At 46.9% G+C, this 14,368-nt stretch carries 14 protein-coding genes and 1 tRNA gene; 3 read left to right on the top strand and 12 right to left on the bottom strand.

Annotation, left to right across the window (positions count from 1 at the left end; all coding sequences use genetic code 11):
• Window positions 1-2 precede the first annotated feature (2 nt).
• Entirely contained in the window at window positions 3-938 is a 936-nt protein-coding gene (locus tag TRQ2_RS04200) for a radical SAM protein (protein ID WP_011943376.1), read from the top strand.
• A gap of 22 nt (window positions 939-960) precedes the next feature.
• On the opposite strand, the gene trpA is transcribed toward TRQ2_RS04200, so the two are convergent.
• Genes trpA through TRQ2_RS04165 form a run of 7 tightly spaced genes read right to left on the bottom strand, consistent with a single transcriptional unit; the run spans window position 961 to window position 8,578 of the window.
• Window positions 961-1,680: a tryptophan synthase subunit alpha gene (gene trpA, locus TRQ2_RS04195; RefSeq protein ID WP_011943375.1), complete on the bottom strand. Its 720-nt coding sequence runs from the start codon at window positions 1,678-1,680 to the stop codon at window positions 961-963.
• Window positions 1,677-2,846: a tryptophan synthase subunit beta gene (gene trpB, locus TRQ2_RS04190; RefSeq protein ID WP_011943374.1), complete on the bottom strand. Its 1,170-nt coding sequence runs from the start codon at window positions 2,844-2,846 to the stop codon at window positions 1,677-1,679. The genes trpA and trpB overlap by 4 nt, the downstream gene beginning before the upstream one ends.
• Before the next feature lie 2 nt (window positions 2,847-2,848).
• Window positions 2,849-3,466: a phosphoribosylanthranilate isomerase gene (locus TRQ2_RS04185; RefSeq protein ID WP_011943373.1), complete on the bottom strand. Its 618-nt coding sequence runs from the start codon at window positions 3,464-3,466 to the stop codon at window positions 2,849-2,851.
• Window positions 3,454-4,212, bottom strand: coding sequence for an indole-3-glycerol-phosphate synthase (locus TRQ2_RS04180; RefSeq protein WP_012896140.1), 759 nt, complete (start codon window positions 4,210-4,212; stop codon window positions 3,454-3,456). The genes TRQ2_RS04185 and TRQ2_RS04180 overlap by 13 nt, the downstream gene beginning before the upstream one ends.
• On the bottom strand, window positions 4,187-5,818 hold the full coding sequence (locus TRQ2_RS04175) for a bifunctional anthranilate synthase component II/anthranilate phosphoribosyltransferase (protein ID WP_238514483.1): 1,632 nt from the start codon (window positions 5,816-5,818) through the stop codon (window positions 4,187-4,189). The genes TRQ2_RS04180 and TRQ2_RS04175 overlap by 26 nt, the downstream gene beginning before the upstream one ends.
• Before the next feature lie 5 nt (window positions 5,819-5,823).
• Window positions 5,824-7,197 (bottom strand): anthranilate synthase component I family protein, encoded by a 1,374-nt coding sequence (locus tag TRQ2_RS04170; RefSeq protein ID WP_011943370.1) that lies wholly within the window; start codon window positions 7,195-7,197, stop codon window positions 5,824-5,826.
• Between the two features lie 28 nt (window positions 7,198-7,225).
• A complete protein-coding gene (locus TRQ2_RS04165) occupies window positions 7,226-8,578 on the bottom strand; it encodes a PleD family two-component system response regulator (RefSeq protein WP_012310764.1) in 1,353 nt (450 codons plus the stop codon).
• A gap of 99 nt (window positions 8,579-8,677) precedes the next feature.
• Between TRQ2_RS04165 and TRQ2_RS04160 the strand changes: the two genes are divergently transcribed.
• Window positions 8,678-8,754: transfer RNA gene (locus tag TRQ2_RS04160), tRNA-Pro, on the top strand.
• A 46-nt stretch (window positions 8,755-8,800) separates the two neighbouring features.
• On the top strand, window positions 8,801-9,028 hold the full coding sequence (locus tag TRQ2_RS04155) for an FmdB family zinc ribbon protein (protein ID WP_011943368.1): 228 nt from the start codon (window positions 8,801-8,803) through the stop codon (window positions 9,026-9,028).
• Here TRQ2_RS04155 and tsaD read toward each other — a convergent pair.
• The 5 genes from tsaD to plsX are packed head-to-tail and all read right to left on the bottom strand — an operon-like array spanning window position 9,025 to window position 14,364.
• Entirely contained in the window at window positions 9,025-10,008 is a 984-nt protein-coding gene (gene tsaD / locus TRQ2_RS04150) for a tRNA (adenosine(37)-N6)-threonylcarbamoyltransferase complex transferase subunit TsaD (protein WP_011943367.1), read from the bottom strand. The genes TRQ2_RS04155 and tsaD overlap by 4 nt on opposite strands.
• Window positions 10,005-11,225, bottom strand: coding sequence for an ATP-dependent Clp protease ATP-binding subunit ClpX (gene clpX / locus TRQ2_RS04145; protein WP_011943366.1), 1,221 nt, complete (start codon window positions 11,223-11,225; stop codon window positions 10,005-10,007). Before clpX ends, tsaD begins: the two co-directional genes overlap by 4 nt.
• A 13-nt stretch (window positions 11,226-11,238) precedes the next feature.
• Window positions 11,239-11,571 carry a ribosome silencing factor gene (gene rsfS, locus TRQ2_RS04140; RefSeq protein ID WP_004082754.1) on the bottom strand — a complete coding sequence of 111 codons (333 nt, stop codon included), beginning with the start codon at window positions 11,569-11,571 and terminating at the stop codon, window positions 11,239-11,241.
• A 17-nt stretch (window positions 11,572-11,588) separates the two neighbouring features.
• Window positions 11,589-13,409 (bottom strand): glutamine--fructose-6-phosphate transaminase (isomerizing), encoded by a 1,821-nt coding sequence (glmS, locus tag TRQ2_RS04135; protein ID WP_012310763.1) that lies wholly within the window; start codon window positions 13,407-13,409, stop codon window positions 11,589-11,591.
• Window positions 13,381-14,364 carry a phosphate acyltransferase PlsX gene (gene plsX / locus TRQ2_RS04130; RefSeq protein ID WP_012310762.1) on the bottom strand — a complete coding sequence of 328 codons (984 nt, stop codon included), beginning with the start codon at window positions 14,362-14,364 and terminating at the stop codon, window positions 13,381-13,383. Before plsX ends, glmS begins: the two co-directional genes overlap by 29 nt.
• Window positions 14,365-14,368 lie beyond the last annotated feature (4 nt).

Here is a 14,368-nt window from a genome sequence, read left to right as displayed (position 1 = left end):
CTGTGAAAATTCTCAAGAGAGTGGGAAAAGAAGAAGTCGCATACGTGTATCTTGGAGAAACTTCCAGAGGGAATCTGGTGGAATTCGTTGAATCGATTCAGCCGCCCATTCCCCGCGAAAAGAAATGGGTTCTTATTGTTTCAACACTCGCTGGATGTCCCGTGGGATGTCTCATGTGCGACGCAGGAGGTTTTTACAAAGGTAAACTCTCCGCCGATGAAATCTTCGAACAGATCGATTTTCTGGTGAAGAGCAGGTACCCAAACGGAAGGATCCCTTCGGAGAAGTTCAAAATACAGTTTGCAAGGATGGGAGAACCCGCCCTAAACGAAGCCGTTCTCGATGTTCTGAAGGAACTTCCAGTAAGGTACGAAGCGCCTGGACTGATGCCTTCGATTTCCACAGTCGCCCCTCACGGGACGGATTCTTTCTTCGAAGAGCTTCTTAAAATAAAGGAAAAACACTATAGAGGTAAGTTCCAGCTTCAGTTTTCCATTCACTCCACAGACGAGAAAGAAAGAGATCGGATCATTCCCGTAAAAAAATGGTCTCTCGACAAGATATCAGAGTTCGGAAAGCGGTTTGTGAAAGAAAACGACAGAAAAATCACCTTGAATTTCGCTGTGGCACAAGAGTACTCGCTGGACCCGGAAGTGATCATAGAAGTCTTCGATCCTGAGAAGTTCCTTGTGAAAATCACACCGGTGAACCCTACCTATCGTTCAAAGGAGAACAATCTGAATTCAGATGTTGACGTCGAAAGAAAAGGACTTCTGAAGCATCAGAACTTCATAGAAGAGCTCAAAAACGCTGGTTTTGAGGTGATCCTGAGTATCGGTGAACTCGAGGAGAACAAGATCGGCAGCAACTGCGGTCAATACGTCCAGAGACACTTGATGAGCGAAAAAAAGATCGTGGATGGTTACCAGTACGTGTGAAAACCCCGCGCAGGCGGGGTTTTTATTTTCCGAGGAGTTCTTTCACTTTCTCAACAACCTTCTTAGGAATCTCATCCTTCGGACTTTCTTCCATTATTCTCACAAGCGCGCTCCCGACGATCGCACCGTCGGCGATCTCCCACACCTTCTCCACCTGTTCGTGCCTGGAGATTCCAAAACCCACGAAGAGAGGAAGTTTTATTCTTTCTTTCACCCTCTTTATGTGATCCGCGAAAGGAAGGTCTTCCCTCTCACCTGTGACGCCGTACCGGGATATGTAATAGACGAACGGAGCCTGAACGGAATTGATAAACTCTATTTCCTCATCTTTGGTGTTCGGTGCAACGAAGGGAACTATGGGATACGCTATATTGACGTTCTTTACCTCCCTCAAGGGCAGGTCAGGTATGATCAAGCCCTTCACACCGAGTTTTTTCAATTCATCGAGGAGTTTTTCTTTTCCCTCTGGATAGTTCACTATCGGATTCAGATAACTCATCAGGTAGAGATCGTAATCAACAGATATTTCACCCAGCATCTCCAGGATCTTCTTCATAGTGACTCCATTTCTCAGAGCCACGCTGTGGGCAAGCTGAATAACAGGACCGTCAGCCACCGGATCGGAGAACGGAACTCCTATCTCCACACCTGTGATGCCGAGTTCGTTGAGAGCGATAAGTATTTTCCTTGTGGTTTCAAGATCGGGAAATCCAGCGGGGATGTATGCAATAAAGCCCTTCATCCTATCCTCTCCCTGACGTACGGATGGTTCAAAACTGATTCTAAATCCTTGTCGCCGCGCCCTGAAAGGTTCACAACGACGACCTTACCCTTTATATTGATCTTCTTCAGGTAAGCCAGTGCGTGAGAGCTTTCGAGTGCTGGAATGATCCCTTCCAGCCTTGAAAGTTCGATGAAGGCATCGAGAGCTTCTTCATCCGTCACCGCATCGTACAGAACTTTTCCAGTCTCCCTCCAATAAGCGTGTTCAGGCCCCACACCGGAATAGTCCAGTCCCGCCGAAACCGAGTGTGTCACCTGAACCTGGCCCCAGTCATCCTGAAGAACGAAGGTCTTACTTCCGTGTAGGTATCCAATTTTCCCTTTGAGAAGAGAAGCTGCGTGCTTTCCGGTTTCGAGGCCTTCTCCACCGGCTTCCACTCCGATCAGCTTCACACCGGAATCTATGAACGGGTAGAAGATACCGGCAGCGTTGCTTCCTCCTCCAACACACGCAACGATGTAATCCGGCAATCTCCCTTCCTTCTCAAGGATCTGCTTTTTTGTTTCCTCACCAATCACCTTCTGAAAGTTTCTCACTATGATCGGATACGGGTGAGGTCCCACGACGGATCCGATAACGTAGTAGGTGGTCTGAAGGTTCGTGATCCAATCCCGAAGGGCTTCGTTTATGGCGTCTTTCAGCGTTCTGCTTCCGCTCTTCACGGGAACCACTTTCGCGCCGAGGAGTTTCATTCTCTCAACGTTGGGTTTCTGTCTGATCGTGTCTTCTTCGCCCATGTATATGACGCACTCCATTCCAAAGAGCGCAGCGGCCGTCGCGGTGGCAACGCCGTGCTGCCCCGCTCCTGTTTCCGCTATTATTCTTGTTTTTCCCATCCTCTTCGCGAGAAGCACCTGACCTATGGCGTTGTTTATCTTGTGAGCACCTGTGTGAAGAAGATCTTCACGCTTCAAATAAATCCTGGCGTTGTACTTTTCACTCAACCTTCTGGCGAAGTAAAGAGGAGTGGGGCGTCCAGCGTAATCCCTTAGAAGGTCGTTGAACTCTCTCCAGAACGATCCATCCTTCATGATTCCCTCGTAAGCCGCCTCGAGTTCTTCAAGGGCAGGCATGAGAATCTCGGGAACGTACTGACCTCCGTAAGGACCAAAGTAACCTTTCATTCTCACAACCCCTTTGCATTTTTAATGAACGTCTTTATTGAATCGTGATCTTTCTTTCCCGGAAAGGCCTCAACACCGGAAGACACATCCACCGCGAAAGGCCTAACCATATCTATCGCACTTCTGACGTTATCAGGATTCAAACCTCCCGATAGTACAAGATACCTGAACTGGTCTCTGTAGGGGAGGATCAGAGACCAGTCGAACGTTTTTCCACTTCCCCCATACTCCGGTGTCTTCGTATCGAGAAGAACCGGAAACTCCCTGTAATTCAAAGCACGCTCTATATCCCTTTCGTTCGAAATCCCAACCGCTTTTATCACCAGGATTCTCTCCGCTATTTTTCTGCACAGTTCGATCGGTTCTTCTCCATGTAACTGGACCGCGTTCAGCTGAACATAAGAGGCCACATCCAGAATCTTTTCTGGTTCTTCGTTCACAAAGACCCCCACACGAAAAACGAAAGGAGGTAATTCAACAGAAATCCTCCTGGCATCTTCAGGAGAGATGTACCTTTTGCTCTTCGGATAGAAAACGAATCCCACAGCGTCAGCGCCACTCTCCACAGAAAACAGCGCATCTTCCAGATTAGTTATCCCACAGATCTTCACTCTGACCATGCTCTCATCTCTTCCAGAAATCTTCTTGGATTCTCGGCTTTCATGATGGATGTACCAACGAGAACAGCGTTCACCTTCCCCCGCAGATCCTTGAGTTCTCTGGGATCTTTTATGCCACTTTCAGCGACCACAACCGTATCATCCGGCACGAGTGGTAGAAGTTCCCACAGCACATTCTTCCTTATCTCGAAAGTGTCCAGATCTCTCGTGTTGATACCGATTATCTTCGGTCTGATCACCGAAAAGACCTTCTCCAGATCTTCTCTGGAGTGGACTTCTACGAGACTGTCCATTCCGAGCTCTTCCGCCGCTTCATAGATCTCTTTTATCTGCTCTGCAGTGAGTATTCGGGCGATAATAAGAACGGCGTCTGCTCCCACACTGGAAGCCAGTTTCACCTGGACCTTGTCTATGTAGAAGTCCTTAGCGAGAATGGGTCTGCAGGTCAAGGCCCTCGCTGCTTTTACGAAAGAAATATCTCCTTTGAAATAATGCTTTTCCGTGAGGATGCTGATCGCATCCACCAGCTCGTCGTACATCCTTATGAAATATTCCAGAGAAGCATCAGCGTTTATATCTCCAGCAGATGGAGAAGCCTTCTTGAATTCCGCTATGATCTTTACTTTCTCTTTTCCCGACAGAACCTCCAGAAATCTGTGGTTTCTTCTTTGAACGATCAAGTTCTCGCCGTCTATCTCCAGAATATCTTTCTTTTTGGCTTCAACTATTTCCCAGAGTCTTCTGATAGTCCATTACCTCCCTCAATTTTTTGTAGGCCTCACCCGTTCTGATGAGATCAAGTGCCTTCCCGACACCGTCCTTTATAGTGTCACATTCACCCACCAGCCAGAAAACAACCCCTGCGTTCAAAGCCACCGTCTCCACCTGTGTTCTGCTGGCTTCTCCTTTCAGAACACTTTCCATCATCCGGTACGCCTCTTTGGGATCGGAAGGACCTTTCAGCTCCTTGGGATCTCCCCTCTTCAATCCGAGTTCTTCGGGATCCAGCGTCATAGGTACGATCTCTTCCTGGGTAACGAGGAGTACGTTGTTCTTACCACACGTGGTGAGTTCGTCTGTGAAACCTCCGTTGACCACTGCCGAGCGTTCCGTACCAAGACGTTGAAGGGCCGTTGCAAGTTTGGAAGCGAAAGAAAGATCGAAGACCCCCACCACCTGGTACTTCACCCTGGCAGGGTTCGTTATGGGACCAAGAAGGTTGAAAGCCGTTCTTATCTTCAGCTGTCTTCTCGCGGGCATCACGTGCTTCATCGCTGGATGAAGAAGCGGTGCGAAAAGGAAAGAAAAACCAGTCTCTCTGAGCTCTCTTTCCATCTCCTCCGGTGTCTTTTCAAGTTTGTACCCACCGGCTTCGAGAACGTCGGCACTCCCCACCTTGCTTGAGACAGATCGGTTACCGTGTTTTGCAACGGGAATACCAGCCGCAGCAACGACAAAGGCCGTTGTCGTTGAAATGTTGAACGTGCCAAAACCGTCTCCACCGGTTCCACAGGTGTCGACCGTTCTCGGAGAAGGTGCTCTTATATGAACCGATTTCTCTCGCATTACGCTGGCCATTCCACCGAGTTCGTCTCCCGTTTCCCCTTTCATCCTGAGCGCCACAAGGAAACCTGCGATTTGAGCGTCCGTGGCATTCCCAGACATGATGAAGTTCATCACTTGACGGCTCTCTTCGAAAGTGAGATCTTCGAACTCCACAAGTTTTTTGAGAGCGGAAACGATGTCAATTTCCACTTCTTCGGAAACTTTCTTTTCCTGAATATTCTGGATGTTCAGGAAGTTTTTTATGATTCTCTTTCCTTCTTCGGTCAGTACGGATTCTGGATGAAACTGAACTCCAAAGGTTGGGTGTTCTTTGTGCTGGAGTCCCATGATCTCTCCATCGTCACTTTTGGCGGTGATTTCCAGAACCTCAGGAAGGGATGCCTCCTCAACGACGAGTGAATGGTACCGCGTAGCAACGAGTGGATTTCTCACACCAGAGAATACACCCTTTCCGTTGTGTACGATCTTCGATGTCTTTCCATGAAGAATCCTCTTTGCATGCACGATCTTTTCACCAAAAGCGTAGCCGATCACCTGGTGTCCAAGACACACACCGAGTATTGGGACCTTCCCGCTGAAGTGTCTTACAACATCAACAGAAATACCCGCTTCTTCGGGTCTTCCGGGACCAGGAGATATAACTATGTGAGTAGGATTTTTTCTCTCTATCTCTTCAATCGTTATCTCATCGTTTCTGAAGACTTCGATTTCACAGCCCGGTTCTACCTCACCGATGTACTGAACGATGTTGTAAACGAACGAATCGTAGTTGTCTATAACGATCACTCTTTTCAAAACAATCCCCCCTGGATCTTCTGCGCAACTTCCAGGCTTCTGAACAACGCCCTGAGTTTGTTCAGAGTCTCCTGATACTCACGCTCCGGAACGGAATCGTAAACGATACCCGCTCCTGCCTGGAGCCATCCCTGTTTACCTTTGAAGAAAAAGGACCTGATGGTGATAGCAGAATCCATGTTCATCTTTCCTTTATCATCGGGGAAAGAGAAATACCCGACGGCTCCAGCGTATGGCCCTCGTGGGGTGGGTTCGAGTTCTTCTATGATCTCCATTGCCCTCACTTTGGGTGCGCCAGAGACTGTCCCCGCAGGGAAAGTCGCTTCGAACACATCCACAGCATCTTTATCGTCCTTCAATTCACCGCTCACCTGCGAGACTATGTGCATAACATGGGAGTACCTTTCGATAACCATCTTCTTCTCCACTCGCACGGTTCCTTCTTTACAGACTCTTCCAAGGTCGTTTCTTCCAAGATCCACAAGCATAACGTGCTCTGCTATCTCTTTTTCGTCGTTCAAAAGTTCTCTCTCCAGCTTCAGATCTTCTTCAACAGTTCTTCCCCGCGGTCTGGTGCCGGCAATTGGCTTCACAGTGGCCTTGTCTCCTTCCACCTTCGCCATGGTTTCGGGAGAAGATCCCAAAACGACCGTGTCTCCGAACTTCAGATAAAACATGTAGGGAGAAGGATTGATCATTCTGAGCGCCCTGTAGATGTAGAACGGATCCAGCGTCGTTTTGAATGTGAAAGCCTGAGAGAGAACCACCTGGAATATGTCACCTTCTACAATGTACTTTTTGGCCTTTTCAACCACTTTGTAGAACTGCTCTCTTTCGAAGTTCGATTCCGGTTCTGTCACAAAAACGTTCTTCTCTGGTTCCTCTTCAAAAGGGCTCAAGACCTTCGATGCGAGTTCCTCAGGACTATCGCTGATGATGAAGACGTTGTTCTTCAGGTGATCGAATATTATGAGATGCTCAGGCACCACGAAATAAAACGTGGGAAACACAGAGGCTCTGACTTTGACTTTCTCTATGTAAGAAATGTAGTCATAACTGACGAAGCCAACTGCTCCTCCCCTGAACGAAGGGAGTTCGTCGTGTTTGACGTTGTATCTATAGACCTCAAGCCAGTCTTTTATCGCTTTGAGAGGAGAGGAAGTATAATCGAGCTGCTGATTCGAAGTTCTCAAGATTCCCTTTTCGAAAACGAGCACGTCTTTTTTTCCTATACCTATGAAGGAATGCCTTCCGAAAGCGGAACCGAGCTCCACGCTTTCAAGCAGGAAAGCGAATTCTTCTCCTCTGGAAACCTTCATAAAAGTGGAAACCGGTGTTTCCAGATCCGAAACGAGCTTCAGCACGTGCATGCTATCACCCACTGTGATTTTTCAGTTATTATATCACGTAACGATCTTTCCCAGAACGCTTAGCTGTGTAAAGTTTTTTGTCTGCTTCCTCTATCAATTCCACCGGTGAGGACTCTTTCTTTGAAAACGCAACTCCTCCACTCAAAGTTACTTTCTTTTCACTTCCGAATATCTTCTGCCAGTCGAAGTTTCTGATGTTCTCCATGATGCTATTCATCGTTTTTACCACCGCGTCTCGTTCACCTGTTTCAAACACCACCATGAACTCCTCTCCACCGTATCTTCCCACTTTTCCGCTTTTCACAGTTTCCCTCAGTATGTTTGCCACCGCCCTCAACACTTCATCTCCCACAGGATGGCCGAACGTGTCGTTTATCTTCTTGAAATCGTCTATATCCATCATAGCCACTGCGATATTCTTTCCGCTTCGAAGAACCTCCTCCAGAAATCTCATGATGGCCCTCTTGTTGAACAAACCCGTCAGTCCGTCTGTTTCTGAAGCGATCACGTAATCTCGAAAGTCGTTCAGATTTCTGAAAAGAACCATGAGACTCGAAAGAGAATCTTCTAAAGCATTTCTCAAGAGGAATGGATTTTCAACATCTTCGAATAGGACAACCCCGAGTTCTGTTCCGTCATCTTTCACGACTGCAGAAATGTTATCATCCGAAATCGAGCCCTCACCGAAAACACCATGAAAGGACCAGAAAGATGGAGATGTCGGTTTTTCCAGTTTGGAGATCAAAAACTTTCTGAGAACTTCTTTATCAACCGGCTTTCCAAAGGAGTAAATCCTTCCTTCACTCGTGGAAATAAGAAGCGCTCTGAAGCTTCCAAACAGAGAGAAATTTCTGAACAACACGGCAAGAAGGGAAATCACGTATCTCTCGTCACGGGAGTACCTTAGATAAGAAAGAATTTCTTTCTCAAGAATCTCCCTTTTCAATCGCTTTTCAACGATATGAAAAACGTTTCCAGATTCGCTGCTCTCATAGTTTTTGAGAGACTCGTATGGAGTGTTCAGAAAAACCTGAAGTTCCTTCTCGATTTCCTCTTTTTTTCCTTTGTTTATGAACAGATTCGCTCCACTCTTTTTCGCCCAGAAGGGATTGATCGTGTCAGAGGATGCCGTTAATATGACTATTCCTGAGTCTTTGAAAGCTTTCATTTCTCTCAAAACAACAGAAAGATACAGCCCAGAAAAATCAGGCATGTTGTAATCGATGATGAAGTAGTCAGGTCTGTGATTCAAAGCCTTCTGTAACCCGTCCATTCCACCCTCTGCGAGGAGGATCTCTACGTCTTTCTTGATGTTTTTTACGATATCAGAAACGACAAGCCGCCAGAATTTGCTGTCGTCAACGATGAGAACTTTCTTCATCAATCTCCACCCTATCCCTGAGTTTTCATAATAATATATTATCAGAAGAAAAAGCGAGTTGAACTGGCGACAGATTAATGGTATCATTTAAAAATGGATCGGGGCGTAGCGCAGGTGGCTAGCGCGCCTGCCTTGGGAGCAGGAGGTCGCTGGTTCAAGTCCAGTCGCCCCGACCATTTTTTTATCGAAGAAGACAAAGCATTATTGAAGGAGGTGAAAGACATGCCAATCTATAGATACGTGTGCGAAGAATGTGGATACGAAACAACGGTTATGCACGGCATAAACGAATCACCGGAGGTTATCTGTGAAGAGTGTGGTGCTAAAATGAAAAGAACGATAGGAAGAGTGGGAATTATTTTCAAAGGAAGCGGTTTTTACATAACAGATTCGAGGAAGAGTGAGAAAAAGAAAGAAACGGCGTCCGCTTCAAGCGAAAAGAAAGACTAAACATTCAAGTTGGGATCGGCGTTCAAATTCAAGGGGGAAAACATCCCCCTTTTCGCTTTTTCATAGCCCGCCTTTGCGACCATCAGAGCGTTGTCCGTGCAGAGTTCTAACGGTGGGAAGAAAACCTCGTAATTCCATCTTTCCGCCCTTTTCCGTACCTCTTCTCTCAACATAGAATTCGCGGCAACTCCTCCGACGAACGCTATTTTTCTGATTCCAAGATTTCTCGCCAGTCGGAAGGTTTTTTCAACGAGAATATCAACGACCGCCTTCTGGAAAGAAGCCGCAACATCTTCTACCTTGTAGTCTTTTTCCCTCTGAAGGAAATAGAGAACAGAAGTCTTCAAACCCGCAAAGCTGAAGTTGTAACTGTCATCATCCAGCATTGGACGAGGGAAGCTGTACTTTTCAGGATCTCCTTTCTTTGCCACTCTGTCGATCACAGGACCTCCAGGATATCCGAGTCCGAGGAGGCGAGCTACCTTATCGAACGCCTCTCCCGCTGAATCATCGAGAGTCTCCCCCAGTACTTCCATAGAATAGTCCTCATTCACTTTCATCAGCTGTGTGTGCCCACCTGAAACCATCAAAACAACGAGGGGTGGTTTCAGATCAGGGTTTGCCAAAAAAACCGCCTGCACATGAGCTTCTACGTGATTCACTCCAACAAAGGGTTTTTCAAGCGAAATGGCGAGTCCTTTTGCTGCGGACAGACCAACGAGGAGGGCACCGATTAGGCCAGGTCCATAGGTGGCCGCAACGACATCTACTGTTTCCGGTGGGACTTTTTCAAAAGCTTTCTTCAAAAGAATGGGTAAATTTTTGAGGTGGTGCCTGGCCGCCACTTCAGGCACCACCCCTCCAAACTTCTGGTGGATTTCTATCTGAGAAACTGTGAAATTCACAACAACGTTTTTACCATTGTCCAGAACAGCGACCGCCGTTTCATCGCAGGACGTTTCTATTCCAAGAACTCTCATGCCGATTCCCTCATAACAACGATGGGTTTTTCCTTTCCAAGAGCAACTTCTTCCGTGATAACGACCTTTTCCACGTTCTTCAAATTTGGAAGTTCAAACATCATATCTATCATCATTTCCTCAAACACGTTCTTCAGAGCGCGTGCACCTGTGCCTCTCTTGATCGCCTTCTTCGCTATGATCCTGAGGGCTTCGTCCGTTACTTCCAGTTTCACACCGTCGATCTCGAACAGTTTTTGATACTGCCTCACAACGGCGTTCTTCGGTTCTTTCAGTATCCTAACGAGATCGTCTTCCGACAGATCATCGAGCGTCGCTATCACAGGAAATCTTCCAACAAATTCTGGAATGAGACCGTACTGTACCAGATCGTCCGGTGTTACATGTTTCAGGATCTCTCCAAGTCTCATCTCTTTTTTGCTCTTTATCTCCGCACCGAATCCCATGGTGGTACTCTGAATACGCCTCTTTATAATTTCCTCAAGACCGTCGAACGCTCCTCCGGCTATGAAAAGGATGTTCCTTGTGTCCACCTTTATGAACTCCTGGTACGGATGTTTCCTTCCACCCTGTGGTGGAACGTTCGCTATCGTTCCCTCCAGTATCTTGAGGAGAGCTTGCTGCACTCCTTCACCGGAGACATCTCTTGTTATCGAAGGATTTGGGGATTTCTTGGCTATCTTGTCGATTTCATCTATGTAGATGATTCCGTACTGTGCTCTCTCAATGTCGAAGTTCGCTGCTTCCAGCAGCCTGAGAACAACGTTTTCCACGTCCTCTCCCACATATCCTGCCTCTGTGAGAGGTGTTGCATCGGCTATGGCGAATGGAACATTGAGAATTTTGGCGAGAATTCTCGCAAGATAGGTTTTCCCGGTGCCTGTGGGACCAATGAGAAGAACGTTCGATTTCTCTATCTCCACATCGTTAGAATCCAGGTTTGAGAACACCCGTTTGTAATGGTTGTAAACAGCCACAGAAAGGACTTTCTTCGCCCTTTCCTGTCCTATTATGTACTTGTCGAGTTCGGCCTTGATTTCCGCAGGTGTTGGAATTTCTTTTATCTCGTTTTTTATACGGACTTTTCTATCGCTTCTCAGAAGATCGTGAAACAGATCGATACACTCGTTACATATGTAAACGTTGTTTGGGCCTGCTATCAGCCTTTCCACCTGCTGAATATCGCGTCCACAAAAACTACAGAACTTTCCTGCCATTCTCTCATCCTCCTCAAACACTTATCCTGTCCGCGTCTATCCAGAGTCCTTCAAGGTCGTAGAAATCTCTTCCTTTCTCCGTGAAGATGTGGATCACAACACTGCCTGCATCTATGATCAACCATTCGTATTCTTCGCCTTTGTCATAGTAGATCAAGGGTAGCGACAATTCCTTTATCAGATCGATCAGTTCGTCCCTCATCGCCCTCATATGGGTGTAGGAATTCGCCGTAAAAATCACAAAGTAATCCGTTGGAACAGGTGTTTTTCTCATATCGAGCACAACTGGGTTCTCTCCGCCTTTCTCAGAGATCTTTTTCAGGATCTTCCTCAAAACATCTATCACCTGGTTTCACCTCCAGATCACTCCACAGTGACACTCTTCGCAAGATTTCTGGGCTTATCCGGATCCAGTCCTTTCAAATCCGCTATATGATAAGCAAACAGCTGTATAACCGGAGCCATCATGAGCGGATAGAGACTCTCATGGGTTGGGGGAACATGAATGATATCACCTGTGATCTCTTCGAGACTTCTGTTACCCTCCGTTCCCAGAACAATCACAGGTGCATTCCTCGATTTAGACTCGATCACGTTGCTCTTGGTTTTGAAGAATAGGCTATCGTCCGGCATCACAGCGAAAACTGGAAAATCAACATCCAGAAGGGCTATGGGACCGTGTTTGAGTTCGCCCGCCTGATAGGCTGTGGCATGTATGTACGTTATTTCCTTCAGTTTCAAAGCGCCTTCCAGTGCAGTAGGATAACCGTATCCTCTTCCTATGTACATGAAGTTCCTGTAATCTTTGTATTTTTCAGAAAGCTCCCTTATTTGAGGATCCTTTCTCAGCACGTTCTCCAGAAGTTCTGGCATACGAACGAGCTTGTCCAGAATCTCTTCTGCTTCCCTATCCCAGTAGCCGTTTATCTCCATTACTTTCAGTCCAAGAAGGTACAGCACAGCGAGTTCAGCCACGTAGGTTTTCGTCGCGGCAACTCCTATTTCGGGACCCGCGTTCATGAAGAGCGTCACATCGGATTCTCTATCGAGTGTGGAACCCACCACGTTCACAATTGAAACGATCTTTGCACCGTGTTTCTTGGCAAGTCTAACGGATTCAAGGGTATCTGCCGTTTCCCCAGATTGTGAGATGGCTATCAGAACATCTCCTTCCTTTATGTGAGGCCTCTTGTATCTGAATTCAGAAGAGACCTCGACTTCAACATCTATATCTGTGTGATTTTCCAGAAAATATTTGAACACCAACCCTGCATAGTAACTGGTTCCACACGACACCACACGGATTCTATCTGCATCCTTTAGAAGCTCTTCGTAGTACTCGAGCTCTTCAAAAAATGGTCGATTGTTCTTCACTCTTCCAACGAGTGCATTCACAAGGGCTTGCGGATCCTCCATTATTTCCTTGTACATGAAGTGTTTGTATCCACCCTTCTCTGCCGCTTTTTCATCCCAGTCAACGTGGTAAACCCTTCTTTGCTGCTTCACTCCGTCCGTGTTGTAAATTTCAAATCCATCCTTTCTCAAAACCATCACGTCGCCGTCTTCCAGAAAAACGACGTCTTTCGTAAATCTCAAAAGGGGAGTCACATCCGACGCGAGAATCCCCACACCGCTTCCAATCCCAGCAACAAGGGGACTGCCTTTCCTTGCAGCAACAATGGTGTCAGGAACATTTTTGTGAACAACCGCGATCGCGTAGGCTCCTTTCAACTTCTTGACGGCTTTCAGGACGGCATCAAGCAGATCGCCTTCGAACTCTTCTTCCACAAGATGAGCGATCACTTCGGTATCCGTTTCCGACGAAAAAACGTGTCCTCGTTGTTCCAAAAACTCCCTTATCTCTCTATAATTTTCAATTATGCCGTTGTGAACCACCGCGATTTCTTCCTTACAATCCATATGAGGATGGGCATTCATATCGTTCGGCTCACCATGTGTGGCCCATCTTGTGTGAGCGATCCCAACGAAGAATCTATCGTTCAGCTTTTGTTTGAGTCCGTTCTTTAGAACATCTATCCTTCCTTTCTTTTTGTACACTCCGAAACTATCACCCAAATAAGCGATACCCGCTGAATCGTAACCTCTGTATTCGAGCTTCTGAAGCGATGTCACAAGATCTTCGAGTTTCAAATTCTCACCGACCATCCCCACTATTCCGCACATGGGAGATCCCCCTCTCTATCTCCTGAACGATGTTCACTCTAATACCCTTCTCCGCAACTTTTATAGCATGCTTTATGGCCTTTGCATCTGAAGATCCATGCGCTTTCACAACGATTCCTTTCACTCCCAATATAAAAGTACCTCCATAGGACCTGGGGTCGAGCTTCTCTTTCATCTTGTCAAAACTTCTCTTCATGAGAAGCGCCCCAAGGAGGGAAAGAAAACCTCCATCCTTTATAGACTCCTTCAACACACTCGTGACCAACTTTGCAGTACCCTCCATGGTTTTCAACGCGACGTTCCCTGAGAAACCATCAGCCACCACAACATCAACGGTGCCAAGGTTTATATCGTGGCCTTCAACGTTTCCAAAAAACGTATCTCCGAGAAACTCCTTCAAAAGCTGATAGGCTCTTTTGATATCATCTGGTCCTTTGTTTTCCTCAGATCCCATATTCAGAAGACCAACTCTTGGGTTTTCTGCTCCCAGAACCTTGGAGTAAGCGATTCCCATGAAAGCAAAATCAACCAGATGCTCTGGTCTGACCTTGGCGTTCGCCCCCGCGTCGATGAGAACAGTAGCTCCCTTGAGCGAAGGTACGGCTACTCCAAGTGCGGGTCTTTCGATGCCTTCCAGTTTACCCACGATTGAAGTGGCACCAAGAAAGAGAGGACCAGTGGCACCAGCGCTCACAAACGCATTCACTTTTCCCTCGGAGAGCAACTTCAAGCCCACATGCATCGAAGAGTTCTTTTTTCTGAGAACTTCCAGAGGAGGATCGTCCATTTTAACGATTTCAGAGGCAGAAACAAAGGGAAGACCTTTGTTCTTCACTATTTCTTCGGGTCCGATGAGTACTATCTCTCCCTCAACTTCTTTTGAAGCCAAAAGAGCGCCCTTCAAAATTTCATCGGGCGCTCTGTCACCACCCATCACATCGATCGCTATCTTCACTCTA

Origin of the sequence: Thermotoga sp. RQ2, from assembly GCF_000019625.1 — a bacterium.
GTDB lineage: Bacteria > Thermotogota > Thermotogae > Thermotogales > Thermotogaceae > Thermotoga > Thermotoga maritima.
The sequence above is the reverse complement of the archived record's forward strand: the minus strand, read 5'-3'. Positions and strand labels throughout refer to the sequence as shown.